Origin of the sequence: Microcoleus sp. Pol12B3, from assembly GCF_036701355.1 — a bacterium.
Lineage (GTDB): Bacteria > Cyanobacteriota > Cyanobacteriia > Cyanobacteriales > Microcoleaceae > Microcoleus.
This window is the reverse complement of record NZ_JAUBQS010000015.1, coordinates 57,238-80,211: the sequence shown is the minus strand read 5'-3', so window position 1 is coordinate 80,211 and position 22,974 is coordinate 57,238. Positions and strand designations below refer to the sequence as shown.

Here is a 22,974-nt window from a genome sequence, read left to right as displayed (position 1 = left end):
TTTTAACTGCTAACTGTTAACACTCGACCTTTAGACTCGACCTCGGAGCATCTGAGCCATTTCGTTCGGGAACGGCGAGTTCTCTACACAAAGTTCTTCAGTAATTCGACCTTCTTGATAAAGGCCGTAGAGCGACTTATTCATCGTCGTCATGCCTTCATAAGTATCTTTGATCATGATTTGATTGATTTCCTCATTCTGGCCCTTCAGAATGTATTCCTTAACCACGTCGGTATTGATCATCACGTCGTGGAAAGCAGCCCGCTTTCCGTCTGTGGTTTTGCACAGCAGTTGAGCAATAATCGCCACTAGGGATTCGGAAATTGAGACCCGTATGGCATCCTGTTCTTCCGCCCCGAACATATCAAGAATCCGGTTCAGGGTCTTAACCGCACTGTTGGTGTGCAGGGTTCCTGCAACTAAGTGACCGGTTTGAGAGGCTTTGAGGGCGATTTCCACCGTCTCTCTGTCCCGAATTTCTCCTACTAGCAGCATATCCGGGTCTTGTCGCAGAGCGCCTTTGAGAGCGCTCATAAACTTGAGGGTGTGCCTGCCGACTTCCCGGTGCTTGATCAAGGATTTTTTGCTTTCGTGTACGAATTCTACCGGGTCTTCGATCGTGATGATGTTGTAGGCTTTAGTCTTATTGATGTAGTCGATCATCGCGGCCAAGGTGGTAGACTTACCCGAACCTGTCGGGCCTGTCACCAAAATCAGCCCTTTGTGGTAGCCACATATTTTCCTAAATACCTCCGGCAGTTTCAATTCCTCCAGTGTCATTATTTTGGCAGGAATTAGCCGCAGTACCATTGCCGGGCCGGCCAAGGAGTCCATGCAACTGATCCGAATGCGGACGAACCCGAAGTCGAAAGCGCCGTCAAAGTCTAAGGTTTTTTGGAAAATTTCAATTTCTTCATCGCTCATGCACTCCCGCAACCAGCCAAAAAACGTATCTAAATCCGTCGGTGGATAGCCGATGTCGGCAATCTCGCCCCGGGTGCGGAAGCGGGGAACTTCGTTTACTCCGAGGTGAAGGTCGGATACTCCTTCTTCTTTGGCTCGGATTACTAGCTCTTTCAAACTCGGAACTCCGCCGCTGCTAGAGCTCTGACTTTTAGGTGTGGCGAAGGATTGCGGCGCTGGTGCGGGTGGCGCTGCTGGTGCGGGTGCCGGGGGCGGTGCGGGTGGCATTCCTGCTGCTCTGGGGGGCATTCCGGGAGCTGGAGGGCGGGGCATTCCTGGCGGTGGGGGGGCTCCGGGTACGGGCGGGCGAGGAGCTGGCGGATGCTGTTGTGTCATATGCGCTACCTTAAGTTGGTGAGAAGGCTGACTCGAACAGATGATTTGTGGGAGTTGAACAATGCCGATCGCCATTGTGCGCGTCTTGCACAAAAGCTTAACTGTTGTTCTAAGTCTATCCTAAGAGGGGGTCGTAGTGCTGCAATACTAAGCAACTATTCTGCCAATTGGAGGATGCCATCCCTCTCGATATATGATCGAATATGGATTTTTGACTTTTTTGGATAAACTTCTTAAGGAAAAGAGTTTTCAGCAACTCAACAGTATTAAATTATACTTTGCCCAAATATTAAGGAGTTAAACGGATGAATTCTGTCGATCTGGCTTTTACTCCAGCTTTGGAGCTGGCGGAGTCGATCCGCACCCTGGAAGTGTCGCCTTTAGAAATTGTAAATCTCTACTTGGAACGGATTGAGCGATTAAATCCTGAGCTGGGCAGTTATTTTACTGTAACGGCCGAGCGGGCGATCGCCCTGGCTAAATCTCAAACCGAAAAACTAGCTGGGTTAAACAAGCCACAGGAATTGCCACCTTTTTTCGGAGTGCCGATCGCCATTAAAGACTTGACACCCGTTACCGGCCTTCCCTGTACTTACGGCACTCAGGCTTTGCTGGGTAACATCTCTGCCTACGACGAGTCAGTAGTATGGCGGATCAAAGCAGCGGGATTTAACATTCTGGGCAAAACAGCCACCTCTCAAATTGGCTCATTACCTTACACCGAACCAGAAGGTTTCCCGCCCGCGCGCAATCCCTGGAATTTAGACTATACGCCCGGAGGTTCCAGCGGAGGCTCAGCGGCGGCTGTAGCAGCGGGTTTGTGTGCGATCGCCCAAGGTTCAGACGGCGGCGGTTCGATTCGAGGCCCAGCTTCCTGCTGCGGCTTAGTGGGCATTAAACCATCGCGGGGGCGAGTTTCCTGGGCACCTGTCGGAGATTACCTCAGCGGCATTTCTACAAACGGCCCACTGGCGCGCACTGTAGCTGACGCCGCCGCACTTTTGGATGTGATGTCAGGTTACACGACAGGCGATCCGTACTGGCTACCAGATTCAAATCCGACCTTTTTAGAGGCTTCCCGCCAAAAGTCGGGCAAACTGCGAATTGCGTTTTCTACGACTATTTCCCCTGTGGGCGAGGCTGCGCCTATCTGTCAGCAAGCGGTACTCGAAACCGTCAAGTTACTGACAGATTTGGGTCACGATGTCGAACCTGGATGCCCGGATTTTACGGGTTTAATCGAACCGTTTATCGCAATTTGGCAGTCGGGGGCGGCGGCAAGCGGCATTCCAGGCCCTGCTTTGGAACCGATGAATCGCTGGCTGTTAGAAAGAACTATTTCCGCTGGGGAATATTTGCGGGCGGTGAATCAAATGCAGGTGATTTCACGGCGGATTGTGGGATTCTTTGAAAAATTTGATGTGTTAGTTTTGCCAACTTATATGCACTCGCCAATCCGGGTTGGGGAGTGGGCGGATTTGAGTTTTGAAGAAACTTTGCAGCGCATTATTAATTGGGTTGCTCCTTGTCCGCCGTTTAATGCTAGCGGTTTGCCTGCGATCGCACTTCCTGCTATTTTAGATAACAACGGTTTGCCCGTGGGAATTCAAATTATCGGGCGGCCGGCGGCGGAAGCAACTTTAATTGCTTTAGCGGCGCAGATGGAAGCGGCGAAACCTTTCCCGGTTTTAGATTTTAAATAGACAATAGCCAGGGATAAAAGCACGTTTCCCTTTTTTAGGGGTATGCCAAATCAGGATATGTCTGCGGGGAACTAGAAATCCGGTTTTTCGCATAAATTTCTATTGACTGTTTGACATTTGAACAATATTGATGCAAGGGGAAACGAGAGGATTGAGAAAAAGGACAAATTTCAGCTTTAATTTTGGTAAGTAAATATAAAACACTTCTTAAGGTACTTGACTTTTTGGGGAAAGAAGGTACAATTTTTTTCAAAATTATTCCCGATGGCGGGTGTATCTAAAAAAATAGCTTATGTTTAACACAGCAGGACGGTTTCCAGAAAATCCGATTCCGGGAAATGTTGCGGGTGTTTCAGCGGAAATACTAGACTTATTTGACAGTAAGTTCGATCGCTTAAATCAGATAGGGACAATTGCCGTAGGCGATACCAATATTTTATTTGATAACAGCTACGATTTGACTCAAAAACCAGATTTGCCGGCTGCTGCGACTGGTAGTGCGATCGGGCTTTTTGGGCCATCCACCGACAGCGGTCTCCAATCGTCAGGAGGCGACAATCTTAAAGTTGATAGTAGTCTAAAATCCCAGACCGCTGTCTCCAATCAAGTTCAGAGAGACGAACTAACAGGGATGGATTTTGCTGTTGGTGATAGTAGTGGCGTGCCAGAACTCACGCAATCCCAAACTTCTTCCCTACTTCCTGATGAAAACTGGGCTTTCAATTTTAAAGATTACACCATCGAACACCAAGGTTTAAACACCCTCAACCTCAAAGTTGGTTACGGGTTAAAACCGGGAATTACCCCGAACGAATATCCAGATGTTGTTCCCATTTACCAAAGTATTGATAATTTCCTAGTTAACTACCCGAACGAAACAGATTTTTGGGAAATTGTTAACAAAAATTTGACGGAAAAGGTGCTTAATGAAAATCCGGTACTGACAGATGTTACGATTCAACTGGAAGTTTTGCCAACGGAGAAATTGCCCTACGAGCGCGCCAGTACAGTTTTCCGCAGTCAATCGGGCAAAATCACAGAAGATTGGAAGTTTTCAGTCAAAGACTACGCAATCAATCACCAAGGATTGAACAAGGTCAATCTCGATATAGATTACCAGTACAAGCCGGAAATCGCTCCCAATGAATATCCCGATTTTGTGCCAATCTACAAGAGCATTGATAACTTTTTAACCTCATATCCGAACGAAACTGATTTTTGGGAAGTTGTCAATAAAAACTTGACTCAAAATATCCTCAACGAAAATCCTGCCTTGGCAGCAATTAAGATAGATTTCAACGTTCTGCCAAGCCAAACCTTGCCCTACAACCGCACCAGCAAAGTTACTCGCACTCAACCCAGCAATCCTCAAGGAACTTTCCTAGTTGGCAATAGCAGGGGAAATAATGTACTTCGGTTTGACGGCAATACCGGCAATTTTCTCGGGGAATTTATTCCACCGGGAAGCGGCGGTTTGTTCAATCCAGATACGATCGTTTTTGGACCCGATGGCAATGGCGATGATAAGTCGGACATTTACGTTACTAGCGGCGACAAGCCCGGAAATTCGGGAGAACCGACAGCCTCTGCGGTATTGCGGTATGACGGAATTACTGGCGCCTTTATTGACAAGTTTGTCGGCGATAATCCGAACACGGCGGCCGATGAAACTGGCGGATTGTTTCGCCCTTACGGTTTAGCTTTTGGCCCTGACGGTAATTTTTATGTCAGCAGTTTTTTGAGTGACCAAATTCTCCGATATAACGGCAAAACAGGACAGTTTATTGATGTATTTGCTTCGGGAAATCAGCAAGCGGGAGGATTGAATGGCCCGAACGGTTTACTGTTTGCTCCTGACGGCAATTTGTACGTGACAACGCAGGGGAGCGTTGCTCGCAATGGTAAAGCAGATTTTAGCGCAGGTTTCCCCAGTCAGGTGCTGCGTTACAACCCGCAAACCCGGCAGTTAAGTATCTTTGCTTCGCCCGATCCTTCGCCTCGGGGTCAGGGATTTGCAAGTCTTTTGGGAATGGCAATCGGGCCCGCTGACAGCGACCTTTATGTCAGCGATTTTGCTAACGATATCAGGCGCTACAATTTAAAAAGTGGGGAATTGGTCAAGGTTTTATCTACCAATTATACTGATACTTCGCCCAGTAGCAATTATGTAGGTAGTTTGGCCTTTTCGCCGATCGGCAATTTGTTTGCAGTTGGCTTTGACAACCGCGCTAATGCTAACGGTGCCGGCGCCGTTTTGCGGTATAATGGCAAGACTGACGAACCGCTGCCCATATCGGGAAATCCTGGGTCGAGTAACAGTTCTATTTTTGTCCCTCCCGACAGCAAGTTACAGCGTCCAATAGGAATTGCTTTCTTTCCATCCGATGCTCAACTGACGCAGAAATGGAATTTTACATTGGCAAATTACCCAATTAATCATCAAGGGTTAAACAACCTGAATATTGATGTAAATTATAAGTACAAAGACGGGATTCAAAATTATCAGTATCCTGATTTTGTTCCCATTTACAAGAGCATTGACAATCTTTTAGTTAACTACCCGAACGAAACAGATTTTTGGGAAATTGTCAACAAAAATCTGACCGAAAAAGTGCTTGCTGATAATCCGGCACTTTCGTCGGTGACGGTTAATTTGGATGTTTTACCGACGAACCGATTGCCTTACGAGCGCAGCAGTACCGTTACTCGCACTCAAGATGGTAAATTAGGCGAAGCCTGGGATTTCAAGATTGCTAATTACTCGATCGATCACCAGGGTTTGAATAACCTCAATATTGATGTCAAATATCAGTACAAACCAGGAATTACGCAGGATGAGTATCCAGACTTTGTGCCGATTTACAAAAGCATCGACAGTTTCTTGACTAATTATCCCAATGAAACGGATTTCTGGGAAATTCTTAATAAGAGTTTGACGCAAAAGCTGCTAGCCGAAAATCCGGCTTTGGATTCGTTGCAAATTAATCTGGATGTTTTGCCGACTAACAGATTGCCTTACGAGCGAGCTAGTATTGTGTCGATCGCTTAGCCTATCATTGAAAATTAGATGGACAAATCTTGACAACAAATACATACTTAGCTACCGTAAGGCTACGGTTAAGTACGTTGCGTAGAAACCAGGTTTTTTCGCGTCCAAGACTAACCCATTTAATTTGTCTGTTGTGGTGAAAAACCCGGTTTTTTTAAGAAACCGGGTTTCTGAATTAGGAGCGAGTTTGCCACGCTCCATCTGGGGATATAGATATGTGTCCCCTTGCATTTGATACCTAAATAGTGGTGGACGAAAATAGGATAAAAAACCAGGTTTCGGCGTTAAAGTCGATCGCTCACAACCTGTTATTTTGATTCTTAACCAGGTTTTTGTGCCTCCCAGACTGAAAAAGATAGTTTTTTTATCCGAGTTCGTGAAGCACTCAATTTCTAGTCATTAACCCCATATTTTACCCATAAACCCCGTTGCTACCGCCCAGCCTTACTTATTAAAAATTACGCTGTCGATTATTGATAATACCTCTTTAGATTGATAGACATTTTGATTATTTCCTTTTAAATATGGTAGCAGTTCGCTGCCAATATTTAGGGTGAAATTTATGTTAACTTCCGGGCCAATTACCGCCCCCGTTCCCGTTTTCCTGGTTCTTTTAGCAATCATGCTACTCGCGCCGCTGTTATTTGAGCGTTTGCGACTACCGGGAATAGTTGGTTTAATTATTGCTGGCGTAATCGTCGGGCCCAACGGTCTCAATTTGCTGCAACGAGACGCTACTATTGTTTTGTTAGGTACTGTAGGATTGCTGTTTTTGATGTTCCTAGCGGGACTGGAAACTAGCCTCGACGACCTCAAACTCAATGCGGACAAAGCTGTCATATTTGGGCTGGCTACTTTTTCGCTACCGATGATATTGGGGACAGGAGCGATGCTGCTGTTGGGATATAGCTGGCTGGCTGCAATTTTAGTCGCTTCTTGTTTCGCTACGCACACACTTTTAGCGCTGCCAATTCTCACCAAATTGGGATTGATGCGAACTCAGACTATTACTACGACTTTGGGCGGGACTTTAATTACGAATGTGTTGGGCCTGTTGGTGCTGGCAATTGTTGTCAAAGCTTTCAAAGGAAATCTCACTCTCGAATTCTGGCTGTTTCTAATTCCATCTCTTGCTATCTACACTTTTGGTACTTTGTGGGGAGTTCCCAAAATTGGTCGCTGGTTCTTTAAGAAATTTGGTCACGACGAAAATGCCGAATTTATATTTGTACTGGCTACCCTATTTCTAGTTTCTTACGCAGCAGAACTAATTGAAATTGAGGCAATTATTGGTGCGTTTTTATCGGGAATTGCCATTACTCAAATTATTCCCAAAATGAGTCCCTTGATGAATCGGATTGAGTTTATTGGCAATACGCTGTTTGTGCCGTTTTTTCTGATTTCTGTGGGGATGTTAATTGACCCGCTAATTTTGGTAAAGCAGCCGCAGTCTTTGTTGGTGGCTGCGGTGATGATTGTAGCTGAGGTGGTGAGCAAGTTTTTGGCAGCTTGGCTACCGGGGAAATTATTTCGTTTTGAGTTTCCCAGCATTATGGTAATGTTCGGTCTTTCTGTTGCTCAAGCTGCTTCTACTTTGGCGGCGATTACGGTTGCTTTTGAGATTAAATTGGTCGATCGCGTAACGGTGAACGGCATCATTGCCATGATTTTAGTAACTTGTGTCGCTTCTCCTTGGATTGTATCTCGGTGGGGTCAACAAATGCAGCAGCCGGGGTCGAGTTTGCCGACTCCTAGTTTGGGAAAGCTTTCATGGGGAGAGCGAGTTTTAGTGCCTGTTGCTAATCCGAATACGGAAGATAATTTGCTGCGTTTGGCTTTGATTTTAGCCAAAAAATCTCAGGGAACTTTGCTACCGCTGCATATTTTGTCCGATCGCGGGGAAGCAATTTTGCCCGCAGAGAAAATGCAGCAAACTCAACTTTTGAAGGCTGCGGAAACTGTGGCTCATGCCGCTGCTTGTGCGGTTGAACCGATCGCGAGGATAGATGATGCGATCGATCGCGGAATCCTTCGGAGTGCAACCGAACGCGAGGCTAGTTTAATTGTTTGCGGTTGGAAGGGATTTTCTACGACTCGCGACAATTTTTTTGGCAGCATCATTGATAATGTGGTCAGGCGATCGCCCGTACCCGTACTGATTGCTCGATTTCCCGATCCTCTCCAGAATACAGCCAGAGTTATTTTGGCGGTAACTGACAGCGAGTTGACTCGGTTTGGGTTTCAGGAAACCGTGGATATTGCTAAGAGTTTGGCAGAGGAACTTAAGGCGAGTTTGCAAGTGTTGTTGGTGGCGACACAACGGGAGAAAAGCCAGAAAAGTGCGGCGGAGGTGGAAATTCTTTCTGAGATACCAGTAAATCTGGTGCGGGGAAATTTTATCAAGCTAGTTTCGCAGAATTTGTTAGAACACGATTTGCTGATTTTAACAACAATTTCTCAGCAACAGAATTTGTGGGAAAAACCGGGAACTCTCAAAGAACCGGAAGCGATCGCCCGGACTCACCAGAATATTTCGATGCTTGTTGTTTATTTTCCTGTATCTTGAGGAAGATTTTAACCGCCGATGATGTTATGAATCTGCATTCATCTGGGGTTAATGTTGGAGGACTAAAGCCAAGTGGCAAATTAAACAAAGGTATGTAGTTATGCTTGTGCGATCTTTCTTAAGCTAAGAGCGCACAATCGCAACTACATACCTAAAATTTAACCCCCTATTTGTGACAATTGTGTAAGCTGTTGTACATTTAATTTGTATGTTGAGGGCGGGCAGGATGCCCACCCCACAAGAGGAAAAAATTATTTTACTATGCAATTTAAATGCGGATTAGCTTAAGTCCTATATTTAATCCTAATTCAACGGAATTGCTAGCAAAACTTCCGCTGCGCGAATCTGAAATACACTAGATCGCCGTACATAGTTTTTAGGCAAAACTTTGATAGCTAATCGATAGACCCTATTTTGAATCTTGCCCTTACCGCAATTTGGCTTAGTGCCTTAAAAAATATCAAATCCGGTATCATCAGAATTAATATTACCCCCAGTCAGGACACGCGCCGTGCAGTTTCCGGAAAATTAATCGGGCGATCTGCTCGCTCTTTTCACTCGTGAAGTTTGTATTTTTTGGGCGGTCGGTAAAAAAATCCTTCAACTCATCATCGTTAGCACCCGCACAAGAAGTGTACTTAGGTACCGAATGTGCGATCGGCAAGTAAATATGCGTAGGTGCTTTGCCGATCGCACCCCGATGAAGACAATTTCTCGGCATCTAGGACAATTTCTCGGTATCTGGGAGAATTTTGAGAATATGGTGATCTACCCCCTCTAGTTCAATAAGGTAAAAATGAGCATCAGACCAAATTTCAGATGGTTTTCTTCGGTGGCGAGTGTTTTGGGTTCGATTTCGATTAATCCTTTCAGCGACGTGACATCTCCTGTAAAAGCTGCAGAAACGGTTGTTGTCCGCAAAGGTATTTTAGAATCTTCAATATCGGTTGCAGATTTGCGCGAACTCGCAGAAACAGGAAATGTCCCGGCAAAACTGCAAGCTTATGCCAATCTCCTGTCCTCCGAACAGCGGAGTAAAATTTTTCGGGCGCTGCAAGCGAAAATTCCCTTAAATGTAGTCGGCCTGAGCAACTTGCTAAATACGGGCATCGGCACTGCCATCCTGACGGATTTGACTACAGTGATACCCAGCGGCGACGGTGGGGGTGTGGAAGCGTTGCGAGCGGCTCTGCTGCAGGGAGCCAACGCGCCGGAAGGCTTATCGGTATTGAGTTTTATTGAATCTTATCCAAGCTCGCGGGTCGTGGTAGATCTCGATCGAGCTTTCGCAGTTTTGGGAAATATGAACGCAAGTTTTTGGCAAACTCAGCGCTTTATGGCGGCGATCGCACCTCAGTTAGCACCGGTTAAACCCCTGTTTAACCTGCCTTTCGATCCAACCCAACCCGGCCCTAATTCGGTGCAGGTACGGGCGCTAGATTTGAACGATAGCGCCCGCAATCGACCTATTCCGGTGGATGTGTATTGGTCGAAAGCTGCAACAGCCGACAAACCGACGATCGTCTTTTCTCACGGGTTGGGTTCCGTCCGCACGGATTTGCGCTACTTAGCGGAGCATTTGGCGTCTCACGGCTATGTAGTAGCAGCTTTAGAACATCCAGGCAGCAACGAGACGAATACCAATGCTGCGATGGCGGGGAAGTGTCCCTTGCTAGCTCCTCAAGAGTTTTTAGACCGTCCCAAAGACATCAGTTTTGTACTCGACGAACTGACAAAATTGAACCAAACTGATGATAACTTGCAGGGGAAAATGGCGCTCGATCCATCGGTAATAATTGGCTATTCTTTCGGGGGCGCTACAGCCTTGTCCGTGGCCGGCGCCGAACTGCAATTGAGTGGACTCAAACAGCGGTGTCAGGGAGATTTGATTGGGTTCAGCTTAGGCGAAGGCATTCAGTGCGCGGCGGCCGGATTGCCCGAAGAACGGTATCAATTGCGGGATGGGAGGATTAAAAGGGCGATCGCCATGAATCCTATCACATCATTACTATTTGGAGAAACGGGTTTGAGTTCAATTGAAATTCCTACATTAATAGTAGCATCTTCTGCGGACAAAACCACTCCCGCCTTAGCCGAACAAATTGCCGGCTTCCCAAAGATTCCATCTCCCAAATGGCTAGTCGGTTTTGTAGGAGGAACCCACTTAAGCGTCAAAGATACCAGTACAACTTTAAACCAAGTTCGGAGACCTAGCACAGTCATTACCGGGGATGAATTTGTCGGCGACCAAGCTGCTAGCATACGCAATTATATAAAAGCTGTAACTTTAGCCACCGCCGCTCAACTAACTCCTGAAGCTGACAAATATGCAGTTTTTCTAACGCCCGAATACGCCCAATTTGCCTCTACCAATGAAATCCCGGTGCGGCTGGTAACAGAAATTTCCCCTGAAATTAATGCAGTAGTGCAAACTTTTATTCAAGGAAATAAGTAGTCATTAATAATTAAGTAGGTAAACGCCCAAAAACCCTAGTATCTTCTACAGTTCTCGACCTCGAAAATAATTAGGTAGGGTCCGCACGGCGCACCTCACCGCTATTAGTCATTAGCTAATAATTTGATGTCCGGTCCAACACCTATAATAAAAGTGTTTGTAGTGGTCGTTCGAGAGGACATCATATTGTGAGCAGCAGTCTTTCCTGTTCTCTGCGCGGCCGCGTAGCCCCGAAGGGTGTATTTTTCTTCTTAAGCTGTCTCTGATATATTTTGTCCGTGCAAGGGCAAAATATAACAAAGCGCTTTCACAAACTCTACCCCCAAACTGCCATGCTTAAAAAAAATCTTATCCCGCTGTTGCTGCTGTTTGCAGCCCTGTTTACCCTTTACGGCGACACCTTAACTTTTCTCCCCAAACCTGTAAGAGATACTAGCGTGGCAAGTCGGAAGTTTTTCGTCGGGTTGTGGCCAGATTGGTTGAGGCCGAGAGATTTCAACGAGAAAAGGCAAGAGGATATTGAAAAATTGCAAAAAACTCCTAGTCCCAGTCGATAGTTTTGACCTACCAGCGAAAAAGCCAGTTTCTATAACAATACTTAGCCATTTTCTTGTAGGTTGGGTGAAGCGAAGCACAACCAAACAATACGATTTGAGATTGTAGATTTTAGATTTTTCCTCCAATCTCAAATCGATTAAACTTGAAATTTTAGATTTTCATCAAAGCAGTAAGGTGTGCATTGCACACCCTACAGATAGAGGTTATGCCTCCAGGACTGTTTTAGATTGGTCTTCCCATCTAAAATCTAAAATCTAAAATCTAAAATTGATTAGGCGTGCTTTTTCAACCAGCTAAACATAGCTCGCAAATCTTTACCAACTTCTTCAATAGGATGTTCTGCTTCCTGACGGCGCATGGAGGTAAAGCCTGGTTTGCCGGCTTGGTTTTCGAGCACGAATTCGCGGGCAAATTGGCCGGATTGAATTTCGCTGAGAATTTTCCGCATTTCGGCGCGGGTTTGATCCGTGACGATGCGGGGGCCGCGAGTTAAATCGCCGTATTCTGCGGTATTGGAGATGCTGTCGCGCATTTTGGCGAGGCCTCCTTCTACTACTAAGTCAACGATAAGTTTAACTTCGTGCAAACATTCAAAATAAGCTAATTCCGGTTGGTATCCGGCGTCAACTAAAGTTTCAAATCCAGCTTTAATTAATGCGCTCAAACCGCCGCACAAAACTACTTGTTCGCCAAAAAGATCCGTTTCTGTTTCTTCGCGGAAAGTGGTTTCCAGGATGCCGGCTCTGGTGCCGCCGATACCTTTAGCATAGGCCATTGCTCGATCGCGCGCTTGACCGGAAGCATCTTGATATACTGCAAACAAACTGGGAACACCTTCCCCTTGTTCGTAAGTGCGCCGCACCAAGTGTCCGGGGCCTTTGGGGGCAACCATTACTACGTCTACATTGGCAGGGGGAACAACTTGGCCGAAGTGAATGTTAAAACCGTGAGCAAATGCTAAAACATTTCCTTCAGAAAGGTTCGGTTCGATTTGTTCTTTGTAAATAGTTTTTTGAACTTCATCGGGCAATAAAATCATGATGAAGTCAGCGGCGGCGGCTGCTTTGTCTACCGGGTGAACTGTTAAACCCGCGTCGGTTGCTTTGGCGGCAGATTTGCTACCGGGATACAAACCGACAACGACATTCATGCCGCTGTCTTTGAGGTTGAGGGCGTGGGCGTGTCCTTGGGAACCGTAGCCGATGATAGCAATCGTTTTGTTGGCTAAGAGGTCTAGGTTCGCGTCGGTGTCGTAATACATACGGGCCATAGTGCTTGTTTCCTGAGATGCAAATTGAGTGATTGACTGCAAAACTCTCATTTTATCAAAGTAGGGTACTTTTTTTACATAATTTTTTCAATTAAGATTTGTGCGGGGGAAAATAAAGACCGATCGCGCTGAATTTCGCAGGGTGTTTCGCCGAGTCTGCGATCGTCAAATATAATTGTTAATAGCGTGCTGTGCATTTGAACAAACCTCACATCTTCGACGATTCTCAAGAACAGGATTTCCAGCCTGTGAAGCGAGAAAATTCACTTTTTGTGGAACAGGCCGGCAATCCTGTTCATAAAAAGCTTATTGAGAATGGTGCAACATCTCAGAAAAACGCAACTAACTAAGTTTTTTAAAATGAAAATAAAAGCAATACATCATGTGGCGATTATTTGCTCTGATTACGAAGCCTCCAAAAAATTTTATGTAGAAGTATTGGGATGTTCCATTATCAAAGAAACTTTCCGAACCCAGAGAAATTCTTACAAACTAGATTTGCGAGTCGGAAACGGCGACACCCTTGAGCTTTTCTCATTTCCCCATCCTCCCGAAAGAATTAACAATCCTGAAGCTTGCGGTTTGAGACATTTAGCTTTTGCAGTTGATGACATCGAAGAATCAGTTACATACTTAAAATCTCAACGAGTAGAAGTAGAAGAAATTCGCCTTGACGAGATTACAGAAAAACGGTTTACATTTTTCCGAGATCCCGACAACTTACCGTTAGAAATTTATGAAATTTAGAGCAACCAGCCAATCTAAAAAAGGTTAGCAGAGAAAATAAACAATGGACTCTCTCATCAGAAACACAATCACGGTAGGATTGCCTACTTTAATGCTATTTATCGCCATATTAGCTACAGGAAAAACAGGTGACGCCGCCGTTTGGTCGGGTTTGGTCAAAGTCGGCGGTTCCTTTGGTATGCTGATCGGCTTAGGTGTGTTGGTATTTGTAGGATTTGTTGCCAATTCGTTTAGTTATTTTGTGATAGATAGCTTGCTGGTGAGATTTTATCAAAAGCGGCGAGAGTTGGAACAGGAAGAACAACTGGTAAGAGAAATTGATAAATTGCCGATTACTAACGACCTTAAAATCAAGCTTAAATGGGCGGTGATGCACAGCATACCCAACAAAAACCTTAGTTTAAAACACATAATTTTAAAATGGTTTATTATCGCAGCAACTGTAAATGTCGTATTGTCAATAGTCGGTTATTTAGGACAATTCAACATTTTTTTTGAATTGAGTTCTCATTTTAAACTACAATACCTAGTGGTTGGTTTCTCTACTTTTATATTTTTCGCTCTCGTGCGCTCAAAAAAACTATGGCTGCTGGTGAGCGCATTTTGCATTATCATTAATTTGGCGGAAATTGTGCCTTGGTATTTTCCAGCGCCAGCAGTTGCCGCAGTAACTCCCGGACACAACTTGCGGATTTTGCATTCAAATGTTTTAAGGAGTAATCGGCGATATTCTGAGGTGATCTCGCTGGTTAAAGCAGAACAACCTGATATCGCGGTTTTTGTAGAAGTTAACTCAACTTGGGCAAAAGAATTATCGGTTTTAAGCGAGATTTTTCCTTACTTTTCTACCCAGCAAGAATCTGAGAGATTTGGCAGTGCAATATACAGCAAGCTGCCTTTAGAAAATTCCTCTGTTAAAGCCTTTTCAAATCGAAGAAAGAGCTTGTCGGCGGATGTTAAATTTCAAGGTAAAATCATTTCTCTGATTCTTGCTCATCCGACTGTGCCAGTCAAACAAGAGAGTTTTATCGATCGCAATAAACAGCTAGCAGGCATCGGCGAGTATGCAGCCCAAGTCAAAAATCCGCTGATTGTGGTTGGCGATTTCAATACCACAATGTGGTCGCCGTTCTACAAAAATATGGTAAAAACCGGAAATTTGCGAAATGCGCGATCGGGTTTTGGCATTTTACCGACTTGGCCGACTTTTATGCCGCTGGCTTATATTCCGATCGATCACTTTCTAGTCAGCAAAGAAATTGGTGTTTTGAAGATTCGTACTGGTCGCAATGTCGGTTCGGATCATTTGCCATTAATTACAGATTTGGTCCTTTGAAGGCAGGATGCTATATTTTATCACAACTTATTGATTAACTCGGCTATTGATTAGTTGATCAGCAAAACTCACCATTAAAGTGCCAGTAAGCAAACATCTAACGAGAGTATTTTTCAAGATTTTTCCAACCATAACCAGAACGTTTTATGAACTGGAGCTTGTTTTTTATACCCTCAACACCACGACTTATACTCATATTATCAAAGTAAGCAATAATCTCATCTAGCCAACGGATAATAGTGTGCCGGCTGTCAGAAAAATATTTTTTTCCTCTCAAGTGTAATTCTCCAGGTTTACATAATCGCTCTCGCCAATTTATTTCCCGCTCAATAGTTTCTCTAAAGTTTTCTTTTAAGTCAGGCATTATCTTGAGAGCGAAATACATATTTTTTAATCGGGCTATTTTTATTATTTTATTTAAATTGAAGTTTTATTCATTCTTCGATAAGGGTCATTGAGTTAATTACATCTATTAATACAGCACAGTAATTACATTGGCTTTTAATTAAGGCTATTTTATCAATTTTTAGTTATTTAATTAATGATTGATGGTTTTGGTGATAATACTTCTTTGGAGGCGTATGTTAAGCTTCTTTCTATCCTGGCAAGAACTTGATTCAGTCTTTTATATATTTGTTCATCTTTATTTGCTCGGGTTACTATTTATTTAGCAGAGTCAGCCTCGCTTTAGGCCAAAACTGCGATCGCACAATAGGTAAAGAGCGATCGCGAAATGCTAATAGTCTAGCTAACGGACTGCCAGCCCATAATTTAGCCTCTAAAAATTAAAGCATCCAGCGAATATGCACCAGGCCCTAAAAGGGTGATCGCAATCAGCATCAAGCAGTACATAAACGCTTTTTCCCAGCTTGGCGGTTCGCCCTTGCCATTGGGCCCTTCATACTGCCCTTCAGGAATTAAATAGGGATCGCTAGCAACAAAAGGCAACCGTTTGGATATATCTAAATAGATAGCAAATAGCATTGAACCGAGAATCGGCAGACTTGCTAAGAGTGTGAGAAATCCCAGAATCAGGCAAACTCCGCCAGCCAACATGGAAGCTGCTGAGAGAAAGCACAGAAACAGCGGCATTTTCAGAGCATCAGACCACTCTCGAAGATGTGTTATTTTTGGGTAGCCGTGCAGCAGGAATAAGCCGCCGACACCCACTCTCAACAATAAAAGTGCCCAGCCGGGAAGGTCTGCCGGAAAGACGGGATTGAGTGAACTAAGCAGTTTGAAACTTAGTTCTGGCAGATGAGGTGAAACTTGAGCGAACAGAAGCGCGATCGCCACGCCAATAGCAAATTTATAAATCATTTTGTCATTTCCAATCTATTGAGATATTCCAAACTGGACATGATGAAACGTCAAGTACAGATTCGTAAATAGTCGGCTATACAGCCTTTTCTCTCCTACTTACTGCACCCCGCGAGTGTTGAGATCGATCGCATACAAAGAGGTGCCAGCCGCAATCAAAAGGCGATCGCGCTGGGCTCCCCCAAAAGTCAGGTTAGCGCACGTCTCCGGTAGCGGAATTTTCCCCAAGCGAGTACCGTCGGGCGCGTACACTTGCACGCTATCTTTGGAACTCGTAAAAATATTGCCGTGTTCGTCCGTTCGCAACCCGTCGGGTTCACCAGGATCTATGACTGCGAACACGCGGCCATTGTCCGCATCGCGATCGCCTACAACATCATAGGCGCGGATGTGGTGATACCCCTGGGGCATATTGAAAGCGGAACTATCCGACACATACAAGATGCTTTCGTCTGGATTGAAGGCGAGACCGTTGGGGCGCAACATATCCGTCACCACCGCATCGATCGCACCCGTCGCCGGATCGAAGCGGTACACAAAACATCCAGGCTGTTCCTGTTCGCCGCCGTATCCCTGGTTTGGCTGCGTGAGGCCGTAGGGGGGGTCAGTAAACCAGATCGTGCCGTCACTCTTCACTACCAGGTCATTCGGGCTGTTGAGGCGCTTGCCTTGGTAGCGATCGACTAACACCTGCCATTCGCCGCTGTGTTCGCGGCGGACGATCGCGCGCAAACCCGACGAACACGAGACAAGGCGACCTTCGCTATCGCGGTAATTGCCACTTTGATAGTCGGACGGATCGCGCAAAACGCTCACTCCCTCACGGGGACTCCAGCGCAGCAGGCGGTTGCCGTGAGCGTCACTCCACACCACGCTATCATCTTCATGGAAATAAACCGGGCCTTCGCTCCAGACTGCACCGCTGGCAACCTTCTGGAGTGAAGCACCAGGACGCAGGAGCGATTTCATGCGATCGTCATAAATATTGATGCCTTCAAGCATTAGTATTTTCTACCATTTTCAAGGTCATTTATATCCTGAAACAACGATTATTCAAATACAAATCAGTCTTTAGATATAAATCTCACTTAAGCCATTAGATAGATATTAAAATTCTATCAATAATGTTAACTTAACCGCAGCGAAATATCCAAAAAAGTTGTTGTGCTTTGTTAATTAAATAGCAGGCTAGACCTTTTTTAGATATAATTAACATCTAAATTTTTGCCTCTTTAAATCATTCATAATCTAAATAGGATTAGTGCAATGGCGAACTTGGTCGCAACCGAACCTTTGGCCGCTATGCCTTCATTGCCTGCTGACAAATCCGCTGGCAATCTAGAGCTAATAACGCTATTCGATGGTCCCATGCCCATCGGTGTTGCCGTATCCAAGCAAGGGCGAATTTTCATCAGCTACCCCCGTCTGGTTGACGATGTAGAATTCACCGTTGCGGAACTCAAACAGCCGCCAGAAAAAAACGGCAATCCCGTTCCCTATCCCAATGCAGAAATCCACAAGTTAGATTCAGCTTCGCCCTCAGAACGGTTGCTTTGCGTACAAGGCATGACCATCGACGCGCGCGATCGCCTTTGGCTGTTAGACCACGCAAAAATTAAACAAAATTCAGTTCCTCCCGGCGGCCCGAAACTGGTGGGAATTGACCTGGAAAGCGATCGCATTGTCAAAAAAATTCTCTTTCCCGAATCCATCGCCTCTGCCAATTCTACCCTCAATGATGTGCGCGTCGATCTGCGCTGGGGAGAAGAAGGAATTGCCTTTATTACCGACTCATCGGAAGAAGGGCCTAACGGCATTGTTGTCGTAGATTTAGCCTCTGGAAAAAGTTGGCGCAAACTCAATGACCATCCTTCAACTAAACCAATTCCAGGCTTTTTGCCAGTAGTCGAAGGCCAACCGATGATGGTGCGCCACCCAGGCCAACCGCCCAAACACATTCACACCGGTAGCGATGGCATTGCCCTCAGCGGTGACGGTCAAAGACTGTTCTATTGTCCCCTGGCAAGCCGGCACCTTTACAGCGCCAGCATTGAAGCATTAGTTAATCAAAATCTACCTGATGAAGAGGTGGCGGCCACAGTCATAGATCACGGTGAAAAAGGCGCTTCCGGTGGCATGGTTTCCGATGCTAAAAATCGCCTTTACGTGACGAACTACGAAAACAATTCGATTTTGCGCCGCCTACCGGATGGTACGTTGGAAACAGTCGCACACGATGCGCGAATGCTGTGGCCGAATTGCCTTTTTGTTGCCCAAGACGGCTATCTCTACTTTACTGTAGATCAGTGGAATAGGAACCCCAGCTATCATAATGGGCAAGACTTGCGCGAGAAACCTTACAGCCTATTTCGCATCCGAATTGATGCAGGGCAAGTCTTGCTAGATCGCAACTAAAATCGCGTTGGTAATTTCAAGTTTAACTGTAAAACCCCCTGTAAATATTAAGGAGATTGACAATGCCTGACGTTGTAGATACTGCAATCAATGCCGGTACTTTCGCTACTTTAGTAACAGCTCTCAATGTTGCTGGCTTAGCAGAGGGTTTAAAAGCAGAAGGGCCGTTTACCGTTTTTGCTCCAACTGATGAAGCGTTTTCTAAACTGCCATCGGGCACTGTAGAAGCTTTGCTAGAAAATATCCCGGCTCTCATTAAAGTTTTAACCTATCATGTCATTCCCGACCAAAAAATCACAGCAGCAGAAATTGGCAAAACTGATTCTGTCACCACCTCCGAAGGTTCAACGCTCAAGATTAATACCTCTGATGGAGTTAAGGTAAACGATGCTAAGGTAGTCACGCCAGATGTGGAAGCAGATAACGGTGTAATTCACATCATTGATACTGTTTTAATTCCTGAATCTCTGGGTAAGATTGAACCCGTGAGCTAAGGTAAAATTATTCTCAAACCAGCACAATTTGGCAAAAACTTGGCAATGGTAAATCCCGCGAATCACTACGATATCATCATTATTGGCACAGGTGCGGGTGGAGGTACGCTGGCTCACCGTCTCGCACCGACTGGTAAAAAGATTTTAGTGCTAGAACGAGGCGACTTTTTGCCCAGGGAAAAAGCTAATTGGAGTGCGCTAGAAGTTTATCAAAAAGAGCGCTATCACACGGACGAGCGCTGGTACGACAGGGAAGGCAAGGAGTTTAGACCCCAGACAGGCTATTGGGTTGGCGGCAATACAAAAGTTTATGGTGCGGCTCTTTTGCGGCTTCGAGAACGAGATTTCGATCGCGTAATTCATAAGGGAGGAATTTCTCCAGAATGGCCGCTCAAATACGCAGATTTTGAGCCATATTACACGCAAGCAGAAGCACTCTATGACGTTCATGGAGAGCGAGGAACCGATCCAACTGAACCGCCGTGCAGCCAACCTTATCCTTATCCGGCTGTCAGCCACGAACCTGATATGCAGGTACTCGCAAATGAGATTCGAGAACTTGGCTACAATCCGTTTAATTTGCCATTAGGATTAAAGCTGAATGAAGGCGATCGCACAAAAAGCCCTTGCATTCGCTGCGATACATTTGACGGCTATCCTTGTTTAGTAGGCGCGAAAGCCGATGCGGATGTGAATGCAATTCGTCCTACCCGCGAAAGGTATGCCAATTTTACCCTAATAACTAATGCAAAAGTCCTGCGACTGCATACCAGCAAATCAGGGCGAGAGGTGACGGGGGTAGAAACAGAAATTTTAGGGGAGCGGCAGCAGTTTACAGGCGATATTGTGGTGGTTTCCTGCGGTGCAATTAATTCGGCTGTGTTGTTATTGCAATCGGCAAACGAGAATCACCCCAATGGATTAGCAAATAGTTCCGATCTGGTGGGGCGGAATTTGATGAAACATCTGGCAACCGCTCTAGTTTCCATGCACCTAGAAGTGAATCAAGCTAGCTTTCAAAAAACAATTGCTGTAAATGATTATTATTGGGGAGAGCCGGATTTTCCTTACCCAATGGGCATGGTACAAAATACTGGCAATGTGTTAGCTGATATGCTGCCGGCTGAAGCTCCTGGGCTTATGGCTCCGCTGGTAAAATTGATTCCTGAATATGAGCGGCATTTGATTGCTGAGCGCTCTGTTGGTTGGTGGTTGCAGACAGAAGATTTGCCAGATCCAAATAATCGCGTTCGGGTGGCGGGCGACAAGATTAGCCTAGATTATACGCCGAACAATACGGAAGCAGGCGATCGCCTAATTCACCGGTGGACATCTGTACTCAAATCCCTCAACCGTTGTTGTGCCAAGCACGTCATTCCCTTTAGCCTGTATCCCCGTGCCCAGATGCCGGTACAATCAGTTGGTCATCAATGCGGTACTTGTCGGTTTGGCACAGACTCCAAAACCTCAATCCTTGACCTGAATTGCCGTACCCATGATGTTGATAATCTCTACGTTGTGGATGGCAGTTTTTTCCCCTCCAATTCAGGCGTTAACCCGACGCTGACAATTATGGCAAATGCGCTGCGCGTTGGCGATCGCCTAGCGCAAAAGCTGAAGTAGCAAGGGGCAGATTCGTTGTTCGTGGTGAGATAACTAACAGTCTATGAAACAAGAGCTTTTCATCGAATCACTCATCAACCTGTTATTGCCTCTGGGCCTGATTTTTGGGCTGGTACTTCTGTTGAGCCTCAATGTTGGAGCAGGGGCGCCAGTAGAAAAGAAAGTGCAGCTATTCCTTTGGAGTCCTGGCTCAAGCTAATCGTGGGCTATTTGGCAGCAGGAGCAGAAATTGCGGCTGCAATTGTCATTGGCCTGGGTATCATTCGGGGAATTTGGGAGTATCTGCATCAGTTGTTATTGCGTTCGAGATACCATGTAGATGCAACTGAAGGTATTCGTCTGAAACTGGGACGAGTGCTGGCATTGGGGCTGGAATTTACCGTAGCGAGTGATATCCTGCGTACCGCAGTTGCACCAACCCGCCAGGATATTTTGAATTTAGGGGCGATCGTTCTGCTGCGAACGCTGTTGAACTACTTCTTAGAGCGTGAGATCAGGCAGGGAGAGCAGCGCCGCATCAACGAGAAGAGCGCCATCGCAAAGGAAGCATGAGCCGAAATCGTTCCAGCTTAAAACCAATAGAAGGTGCAAATCGATCCATAAGGCGCAGGTTAACTCTCAAGGGTGAGCTCGCATTGGCCGTAGCACCCACTGCAATTGTGTTGGGCGTATTCGCTTTGGTCGAAGTGCTAAGTCGCCAACGCCTTTTATTTGCCTCCCTGGCTTCTAGTGCGTTTCTAATTTACCTAGATCCGCAGCACGGTACGAACACTATGCGAACGCTGAGCCTTGCTCAAATAATGGCAGCAACAATTGGCTGGATTGCGTACATGATTTTTGGTTCTGGATATCTCTCCGGTGGCATAGCTATGGTGGTGACAATCGTCCTGATGATCCTGCTGGATGTCGTCCATCCCCCTGCCGTCTCTACTTCCCTAAGTTTTGCTTTGAAGGCGAGTAACGAAAACAACTTAGTTTTGTTTGGTTTAGCCGTCGGCATTACTGCCCTGTTGGTGGGATTGGAGCGCTTTACTCTGTGGGTGTTGGCTCGCTACAGCACATCTTAGTCTCGCTGTTGGTGCAAACCTGACCCATGATTTCCCAAATCTAAAGTTCCAAGTTTTAAGGAGGTTACGACGATGAATGACAAACACCAATCTGAATCTGACGACAAAGATCTCAACGATCCTCAAAAGAATCCCGATAATCATCCGATCGCCACAGGATTGGGCGCAGTCGGCGGCGGTGTTGCCGGTGCGGCCATTGGTAATTCTGTTGGGGGAAAGGTTGGTGCTGCCATTGGTAGCATTGCAGGAGCGATCGCGGGTGGTATTGCCGGCAATGCGGTGGCTGATGTTGCTTCAGAGGCGATCGCCGAAATTCAGCCTGCGAGCGGGTTAGGTTTAGGCGCTAATGCTAAGCCAGTTGAATTGCCCAAACATTACAATTGGGAAGAATTACAAGCACTCTCAAAACCGCAAGGGTAGGGTTTGGGCAAAGAAATAGAACTACCACAGATAAACCAGCGAGAACAAAACAATCCAAATCACATCAACAAAGTGCCAAAACAAAGAAGCTGCACTCACGCCGAAGTGACCGGCATTGTAATTGCCCGGAATGAAAGAACGCACAAGCATAATTAGCTGCAAGATAATCCCGACAAAAACGTGCAAACCGTGAAACCCCGTCAGCAGATAAAATGTCGCGCCAAATAACCCCGTCGTCAGCCCAAAAGATAGGTGGTTCCACTCGATCGCCTGATTAACTAAAAAGTAAGTTCCCATCAAGGATGCCAGCAGCCAAAGCAAGCGAAATTGCGCCAGTTTCCGGCGATCGAGGGCGCGTTCGGCAAAGTAAATGACAAAACTGCTGGAAACCAGTACCGCCGTGCTAATCGCAGGTTTAAGCACCTCTAATTTCGGGACACCAGGAGGCAGCCAGTTGGGAGTTGTCTGCCGCAAGATGATGTAAGCCGCGAAAAAACTGAGGAAGACCATGCTCTCCGAAAGCAAGAACGCGGTAAAGCCAAACATCGCGTTTCCGTGTTCTTGAGAATTTTGCTTGCTTCCTTTGGGCGAGGAGTGGCGCGATCGCCCTGAATGCGTAGGATTTGCCATAAGTAACTCTTTCAGGATGGAA

General features: G+C 45.9%; 21 protein-coding genes. 13 read left to right on the top strand and 8 right to left on the bottom strand.

Features of this window, described 5'->3' with window-relative positions:
• Positions 1-30: 30 nt before the first annotated feature.
• Complete coding sequence (locus tag QUA53_RS10315; RefSeq protein ID WP_333096738.1) at positions 31-1,299, bottom strand: type IV pilus twitching motility protein PilT; 1,269 nt, start codon at positions 1,297-1,299, stop codon at positions 31-33.
• A 305-nt stretch (positions 1,300-1,604) separates the two neighbouring features.
• On the opposite strand from QUA53_RS10315, the gene QUA53_RS10310 reads away from it, so the two are divergent.
• The 3 genes from QUA53_RS10310 to QUA53_RS10300 all read left to right on the top strand — a co-directional run bounded on the left by QUA53_RS10310 (position 1,605) and on the right by QUA53_RS10300 (position 8,617).
• Positions 1,605-3,002, top strand: coding sequence for an amidase (locus QUA53_RS10310; protein WP_333096736.1), 1,398 nt, complete (start codon positions 1,605-1,607; stop codon positions 3,000-3,002).
• Positions 3,003-3,294: 292 nt separating this feature from the next.
• On the top strand, positions 3,295-6,051 hold the full coding sequence (locus QUA53_RS10305) for an NHL repeat-containing protein (RefSeq protein ID WP_333096735.1): 2,757 nt from the start codon (positions 3,295-3,297) through the stop codon (positions 6,049-6,051).
• A gap of 562 nt (positions 6,052-6,613) precedes the next feature.
• A complete protein-coding gene (locus QUA53_RS10300) occupies positions 6,614-8,617 on the top strand; it encodes a cation:proton antiporter domain-containing protein (RefSeq protein ID WP_333096734.1) in 2,004 nt (667 codons plus the stop codon).
• 487 nt (positions 8,618-9,104) lie between these two features.
• On the opposite strand, the gene QUA53_RS10295 is transcribed toward QUA53_RS10300, so the two are convergent.
• Entirely contained in the window at positions 9,105-9,338 is a 234-nt protein-coding gene (locus tag QUA53_RS10295) for a hypothetical protein (RefSeq protein WP_333096732.1), read from the bottom strand.
• 75 nt (positions 9,339-9,413) lie between these two features.
• Here QUA53_RS10295 and QUA53_RS10290 point away from each other — a divergent pair, with 75 nt between their 5' ends.
• Both QUA53_RS10290 and QUA53_RS10285 read left to right on the top strand, forming a co-directional pair.
• Positions 9,414-11,072 carry an alpha/beta hydrolase gene (locus tag QUA53_RS10290; RefSeq protein ID WP_333096730.1) on the top strand — a complete coding sequence of 553 codons (1,659 nt, stop codon included), beginning with the start codon at positions 9,414-9,416 and terminating at the stop codon, positions 11,070-11,072.
• A 332-nt stretch (positions 11,073-11,404) separates the two neighbouring features.
• Positions 11,405-11,629: a hypothetical protein gene (locus QUA53_RS10285; RefSeq protein ID WP_333096729.1), complete on the top strand. Its 225-nt coding sequence runs from the start codon at positions 11,405-11,407 to the stop codon at positions 11,627-11,629.
• A gap of 272 nt (positions 11,630-11,901) precedes the next feature.
• Here QUA53_RS10285 and ilvC read toward each other — a convergent pair whose 3' ends face one another.
• Both ilvC and QUA53_RS10275 read right to left on the bottom strand, forming a co-directional pair.
• Positions 11,902-12,951 carry a ketol-acid reductoisomerase gene (gene ilvC, locus QUA53_RS10280; RefSeq protein ID WP_333040067.1) on the bottom strand — a complete coding sequence of 350 codons (1,050 nt, stop codon included), beginning with the start codon at positions 12,949-12,951 and terminating at the stop codon, positions 11,902-11,904.
• Positions 12,952-12,974: 23 nt separating this feature from the next.
• The gene (locus QUA53_RS10275; RefSeq protein WP_333096727.1) at positions 12,975-13,097 is read right to left on the bottom strand and encodes a hypothetical protein; all 123 of its coding nucleotides are present in this window, start codon (positions 13,095-13,097) and stop codon (positions 12,975-12,977) included.
• Between the two features lie 163 nt (positions 13,098-13,260).
• Here QUA53_RS10275 and gloA2 point away from each other — a divergent pair, with 163 nt between their 5' ends.
• Positions 13,261-13,647 carry an SMU1112c/YaeR family gloxylase I-like metalloprotein gene (gene gloA2 / locus QUA53_RS10270; protein ID WP_333096725.1) on the top strand — a complete coding sequence of 129 codons (387 nt, stop codon included), beginning with the start codon at positions 13,261-13,263 and terminating at the stop codon, positions 13,645-13,647.
• A 43-nt stretch (positions 13,648-13,690) separates the two neighbouring features.
• Positions 13,691-14,983, top strand: a complete 1,293-nt coding sequence (locus QUA53_RS10265; protein WP_333096723.1) for an endonuclease/exonuclease/phosphatase family protein — start codon at positions 13,691-13,693, stop codon at positions 14,981-14,983.
• 97 nt (positions 14,984-15,080) lie between these two features.
• Here QUA53_RS10265 and QUA53_RS10260 read toward each other — a convergent pair whose 3' ends face one another.
• From QUA53_RS10260 to QUA53_RS10250, 3 genes are all read right to left on the bottom strand, one after another.
• Entirely contained in the window at positions 15,081-15,386 is a 306-nt protein-coding gene (locus tag QUA53_RS10260) for a transposase (RefSeq protein ID WP_333096803.1), read from the bottom strand.
• Positions 15,387-15,754: 368 nt separating this feature from the next.
• Positions 15,755-16,303 carry a DoxX family protein gene (locus QUA53_RS10255; RefSeq protein ID WP_333096722.1) on the bottom strand — a complete coding sequence of 183 codons (549 nt, stop codon included), beginning with the start codon at positions 16,301-16,303 and terminating at the stop codon, positions 15,755-15,757.
• A 99-nt stretch (positions 16,304-16,402) separates the two neighbouring features.
• Entirely contained in the window at positions 16,403-17,305 is a 903-nt protein-coding gene (locus QUA53_RS10250) for an SMP-30/gluconolactonase/LRE family protein (RefSeq protein WP_333096720.1), read from the bottom strand.
• A 264-nt stretch (positions 17,306-17,569) separates the two neighbouring features.
• Between QUA53_RS10250 and QUA53_RS10245 the strand changes: the two genes are divergently transcribed.
• From QUA53_RS10245 to QUA53_RS10220, 6 genes are all read left to right on the top strand, one after another.
• Positions 17,570-18,718, top strand: a complete 1,149-nt coding sequence (locus QUA53_RS10245) for an L-dopachrome tautomerase-related protein (RefSeq protein WP_333096718.1) — start codon at positions 17,570-17,572, stop codon at positions 18,716-18,718.
• A gap of 62 nt (positions 18,719-18,780) precedes the next feature.
• Positions 18,781-19,212 (top strand): fasciclin domain-containing protein, encoded by a 432-nt coding sequence (locus tag QUA53_RS10240; protein ID WP_333096716.1) that lies wholly within the window; start codon positions 18,781-18,783, stop codon positions 19,210-19,212.
• A 45-nt stretch (positions 19,213-19,257) separates the two neighbouring features.
• The gene (locus tag QUA53_RS10235; RefSeq protein ID WP_333096714.1) at positions 19,258-20,835 is read left to right on the top strand and encodes a GMC family oxidoreductase; all 1,578 of its coding nucleotides are present in this window, start codon (positions 19,258-19,260) and stop codon (positions 20,833-20,835) included.
• Between the two features lie 177 nt (positions 20,836-21,012).
• Positions 21,013-21,387 (top strand): DUF1622 domain-containing protein, encoded by a 375-nt coding sequence (locus QUA53_RS10230; protein WP_333248832.1) that lies wholly within the window; start codon positions 21,013-21,015, stop codon positions 21,385-21,387.
• An 83-nt stretch (positions 21,388-21,470) separates the two neighbouring features.
• Entirely contained in the window at positions 21,471-21,902 is a 432-nt protein-coding gene (locus tag QUA53_RS10225; RefSeq protein WP_333096708.1) for an HPP family protein, read from the top strand.
• A 72-nt stretch (positions 21,903-21,974) separates the two neighbouring features.
• A complete protein-coding gene (locus QUA53_RS10220) occupies positions 21,975-22,322 on the top strand; it encodes a colicin V family bacteriocin (protein WP_333096707.1) in 348 nt (115 codons plus the stop codon).
• A gap of 21 nt (positions 22,323-22,343) precedes the next feature.
• On the opposite strand, the gene QUA53_RS10215 is transcribed toward QUA53_RS10220, so the two are convergent.
• Positions 22,344-22,952, bottom strand: coding sequence for a heme-copper oxidase subunit III (locus QUA53_RS10215; protein ID WP_333096706.1), 609 nt, complete (start codon positions 22,950-22,952; stop codon positions 22,344-22,346).
• Positions 22,953-22,974 lie beyond the last annotated feature (22 nt).

What these genes read in the sequence shown, in the direction of transcription:
- QUA53_RS10240 (WP_333096716.1), top strand. Translation starts at nt 18,781, where the DNA reads ATGCCTGACGTTGTAGATACTGCAATCAATGCCGGTACTTTCGCTACT.
- QUA53_RS10305 (WP_333096735.1), top strand. Translation starts at nt 3,295, where the DNA reads ATGTTTAACACAGCAGGACGGTTTCCAGAAAATCCGATTCCGGGAAAT.
- QUA53_RS10220 (WP_333096707.1), top strand. Translation starts at nt 21,975, where the DNA reads ATGAATGACAAACACCAATCTGAATCTGACGACAAAGATCTCAACGAT.
- QUA53_RS10250 (WP_333096720.1), bottom strand. Translation starts at nt 17,305, where the DNA reads ATGCTTGAAGGCATCAATATTTATGACGATCGCATGAAATCGCTCCTG.
- QUA53_RS10235 (WP_333096714.1), top strand. Translation starts at nt 19,258, where the DNA reads ATGGTAAATCCCGCGAATCACTACGATATCATCATTATTGGCACAGGT.
- QUA53_RS10300 (WP_333096734.1), top strand. Translation starts at nt 6,614, where the DNA reads ATGTTAACTTCCGGGCCAATTACCGCCCCCGTTCCCGTTTTCCTGGTT.
- QUA53_RS10315 (WP_333096738.1), bottom strand. Translation starts at nt 1,299, where the DNA reads ATGACACAACAGCATCCGCCAGCTCCTCGCCCGCCCGTACCCGGAGCC.
- QUA53_RS10255 (WP_333096722.1), bottom strand. Translation starts at nt 16,303, where the DNA reads ATGATTTATAAATTTGCTATTGGCGTGGCGATCGCGCTTCTGTTCGCT.
- QUA53_RS10275 (WP_333096727.1), bottom strand. Translation starts at nt 13,097, where the DNA reads ATGCACAGCACGCTATTAACAATTATATTTGACGATCGCAGACTCGGC.
- QUA53_RS10245 (WP_333096718.1), top strand. Translation starts at nt 17,570, where the DNA reads ATGGCGAACTTGGTCGCAACCGAACCTTTGGCCGCTATGCCTTCATTG.
- QUA53_RS10295 (WP_333096732.1), bottom strand. Translation starts at nt 9,338, where the DNA reads ATGCCGAGAAATTGTCTTCATCGGGGTGCGATCGGCAAAGCACCTACG.
- QUA53_RS10265 (WP_333096723.1), top strand. Translation starts at nt 13,691, where the DNA reads ATGGACTCTCTCATCAGAAACACAATCACGGTAGGATTGCCTACTTTA.
- QUA53_RS10290 (WP_333096730.1), top strand. Translation starts at nt 9,414, where the DNA reads ATGAGCATCAGACCAAATTTCAGATGGTTTTCTTCGGTGGCGAGTGTT.
- gloA2 (WP_333096725.1), top strand. Translation starts at nt 13,261, where the DNA reads ATGAAAATAAAAGCAATACATCATGTGGCGATTATTTGCTCTGATTAC.
- QUA53_RS10285 (WP_333096729.1), top strand. Translation starts at nt 11,405, where the DNA reads ATGCTTAAAAAAAATCTTATCCCGCTGTTGCTGCTGTTTGCAGCCCTG.
- QUA53_RS10310 (WP_333096736.1), top strand. Translation starts at nt 1,605, where the DNA reads ATGAATTCTGTCGATCTGGCTTTTACTCCAGCTTTGGAGCTGGCGGAG.
- QUA53_RS10215 (WP_333096706.1), bottom strand. Translation starts at nt 22,952, where the DNA reads ATGGCAAATCCTACGCATTCAGGGCGATCGCGCCACTCCTCGCCCAAA.
- ilvC (WP_333040067.1), bottom strand. Translation starts at nt 12,951, where the DNA reads ATGAGAGTTTTGCAGTCAATCACTCAATTTGCATCTCAGGAAACAAGC.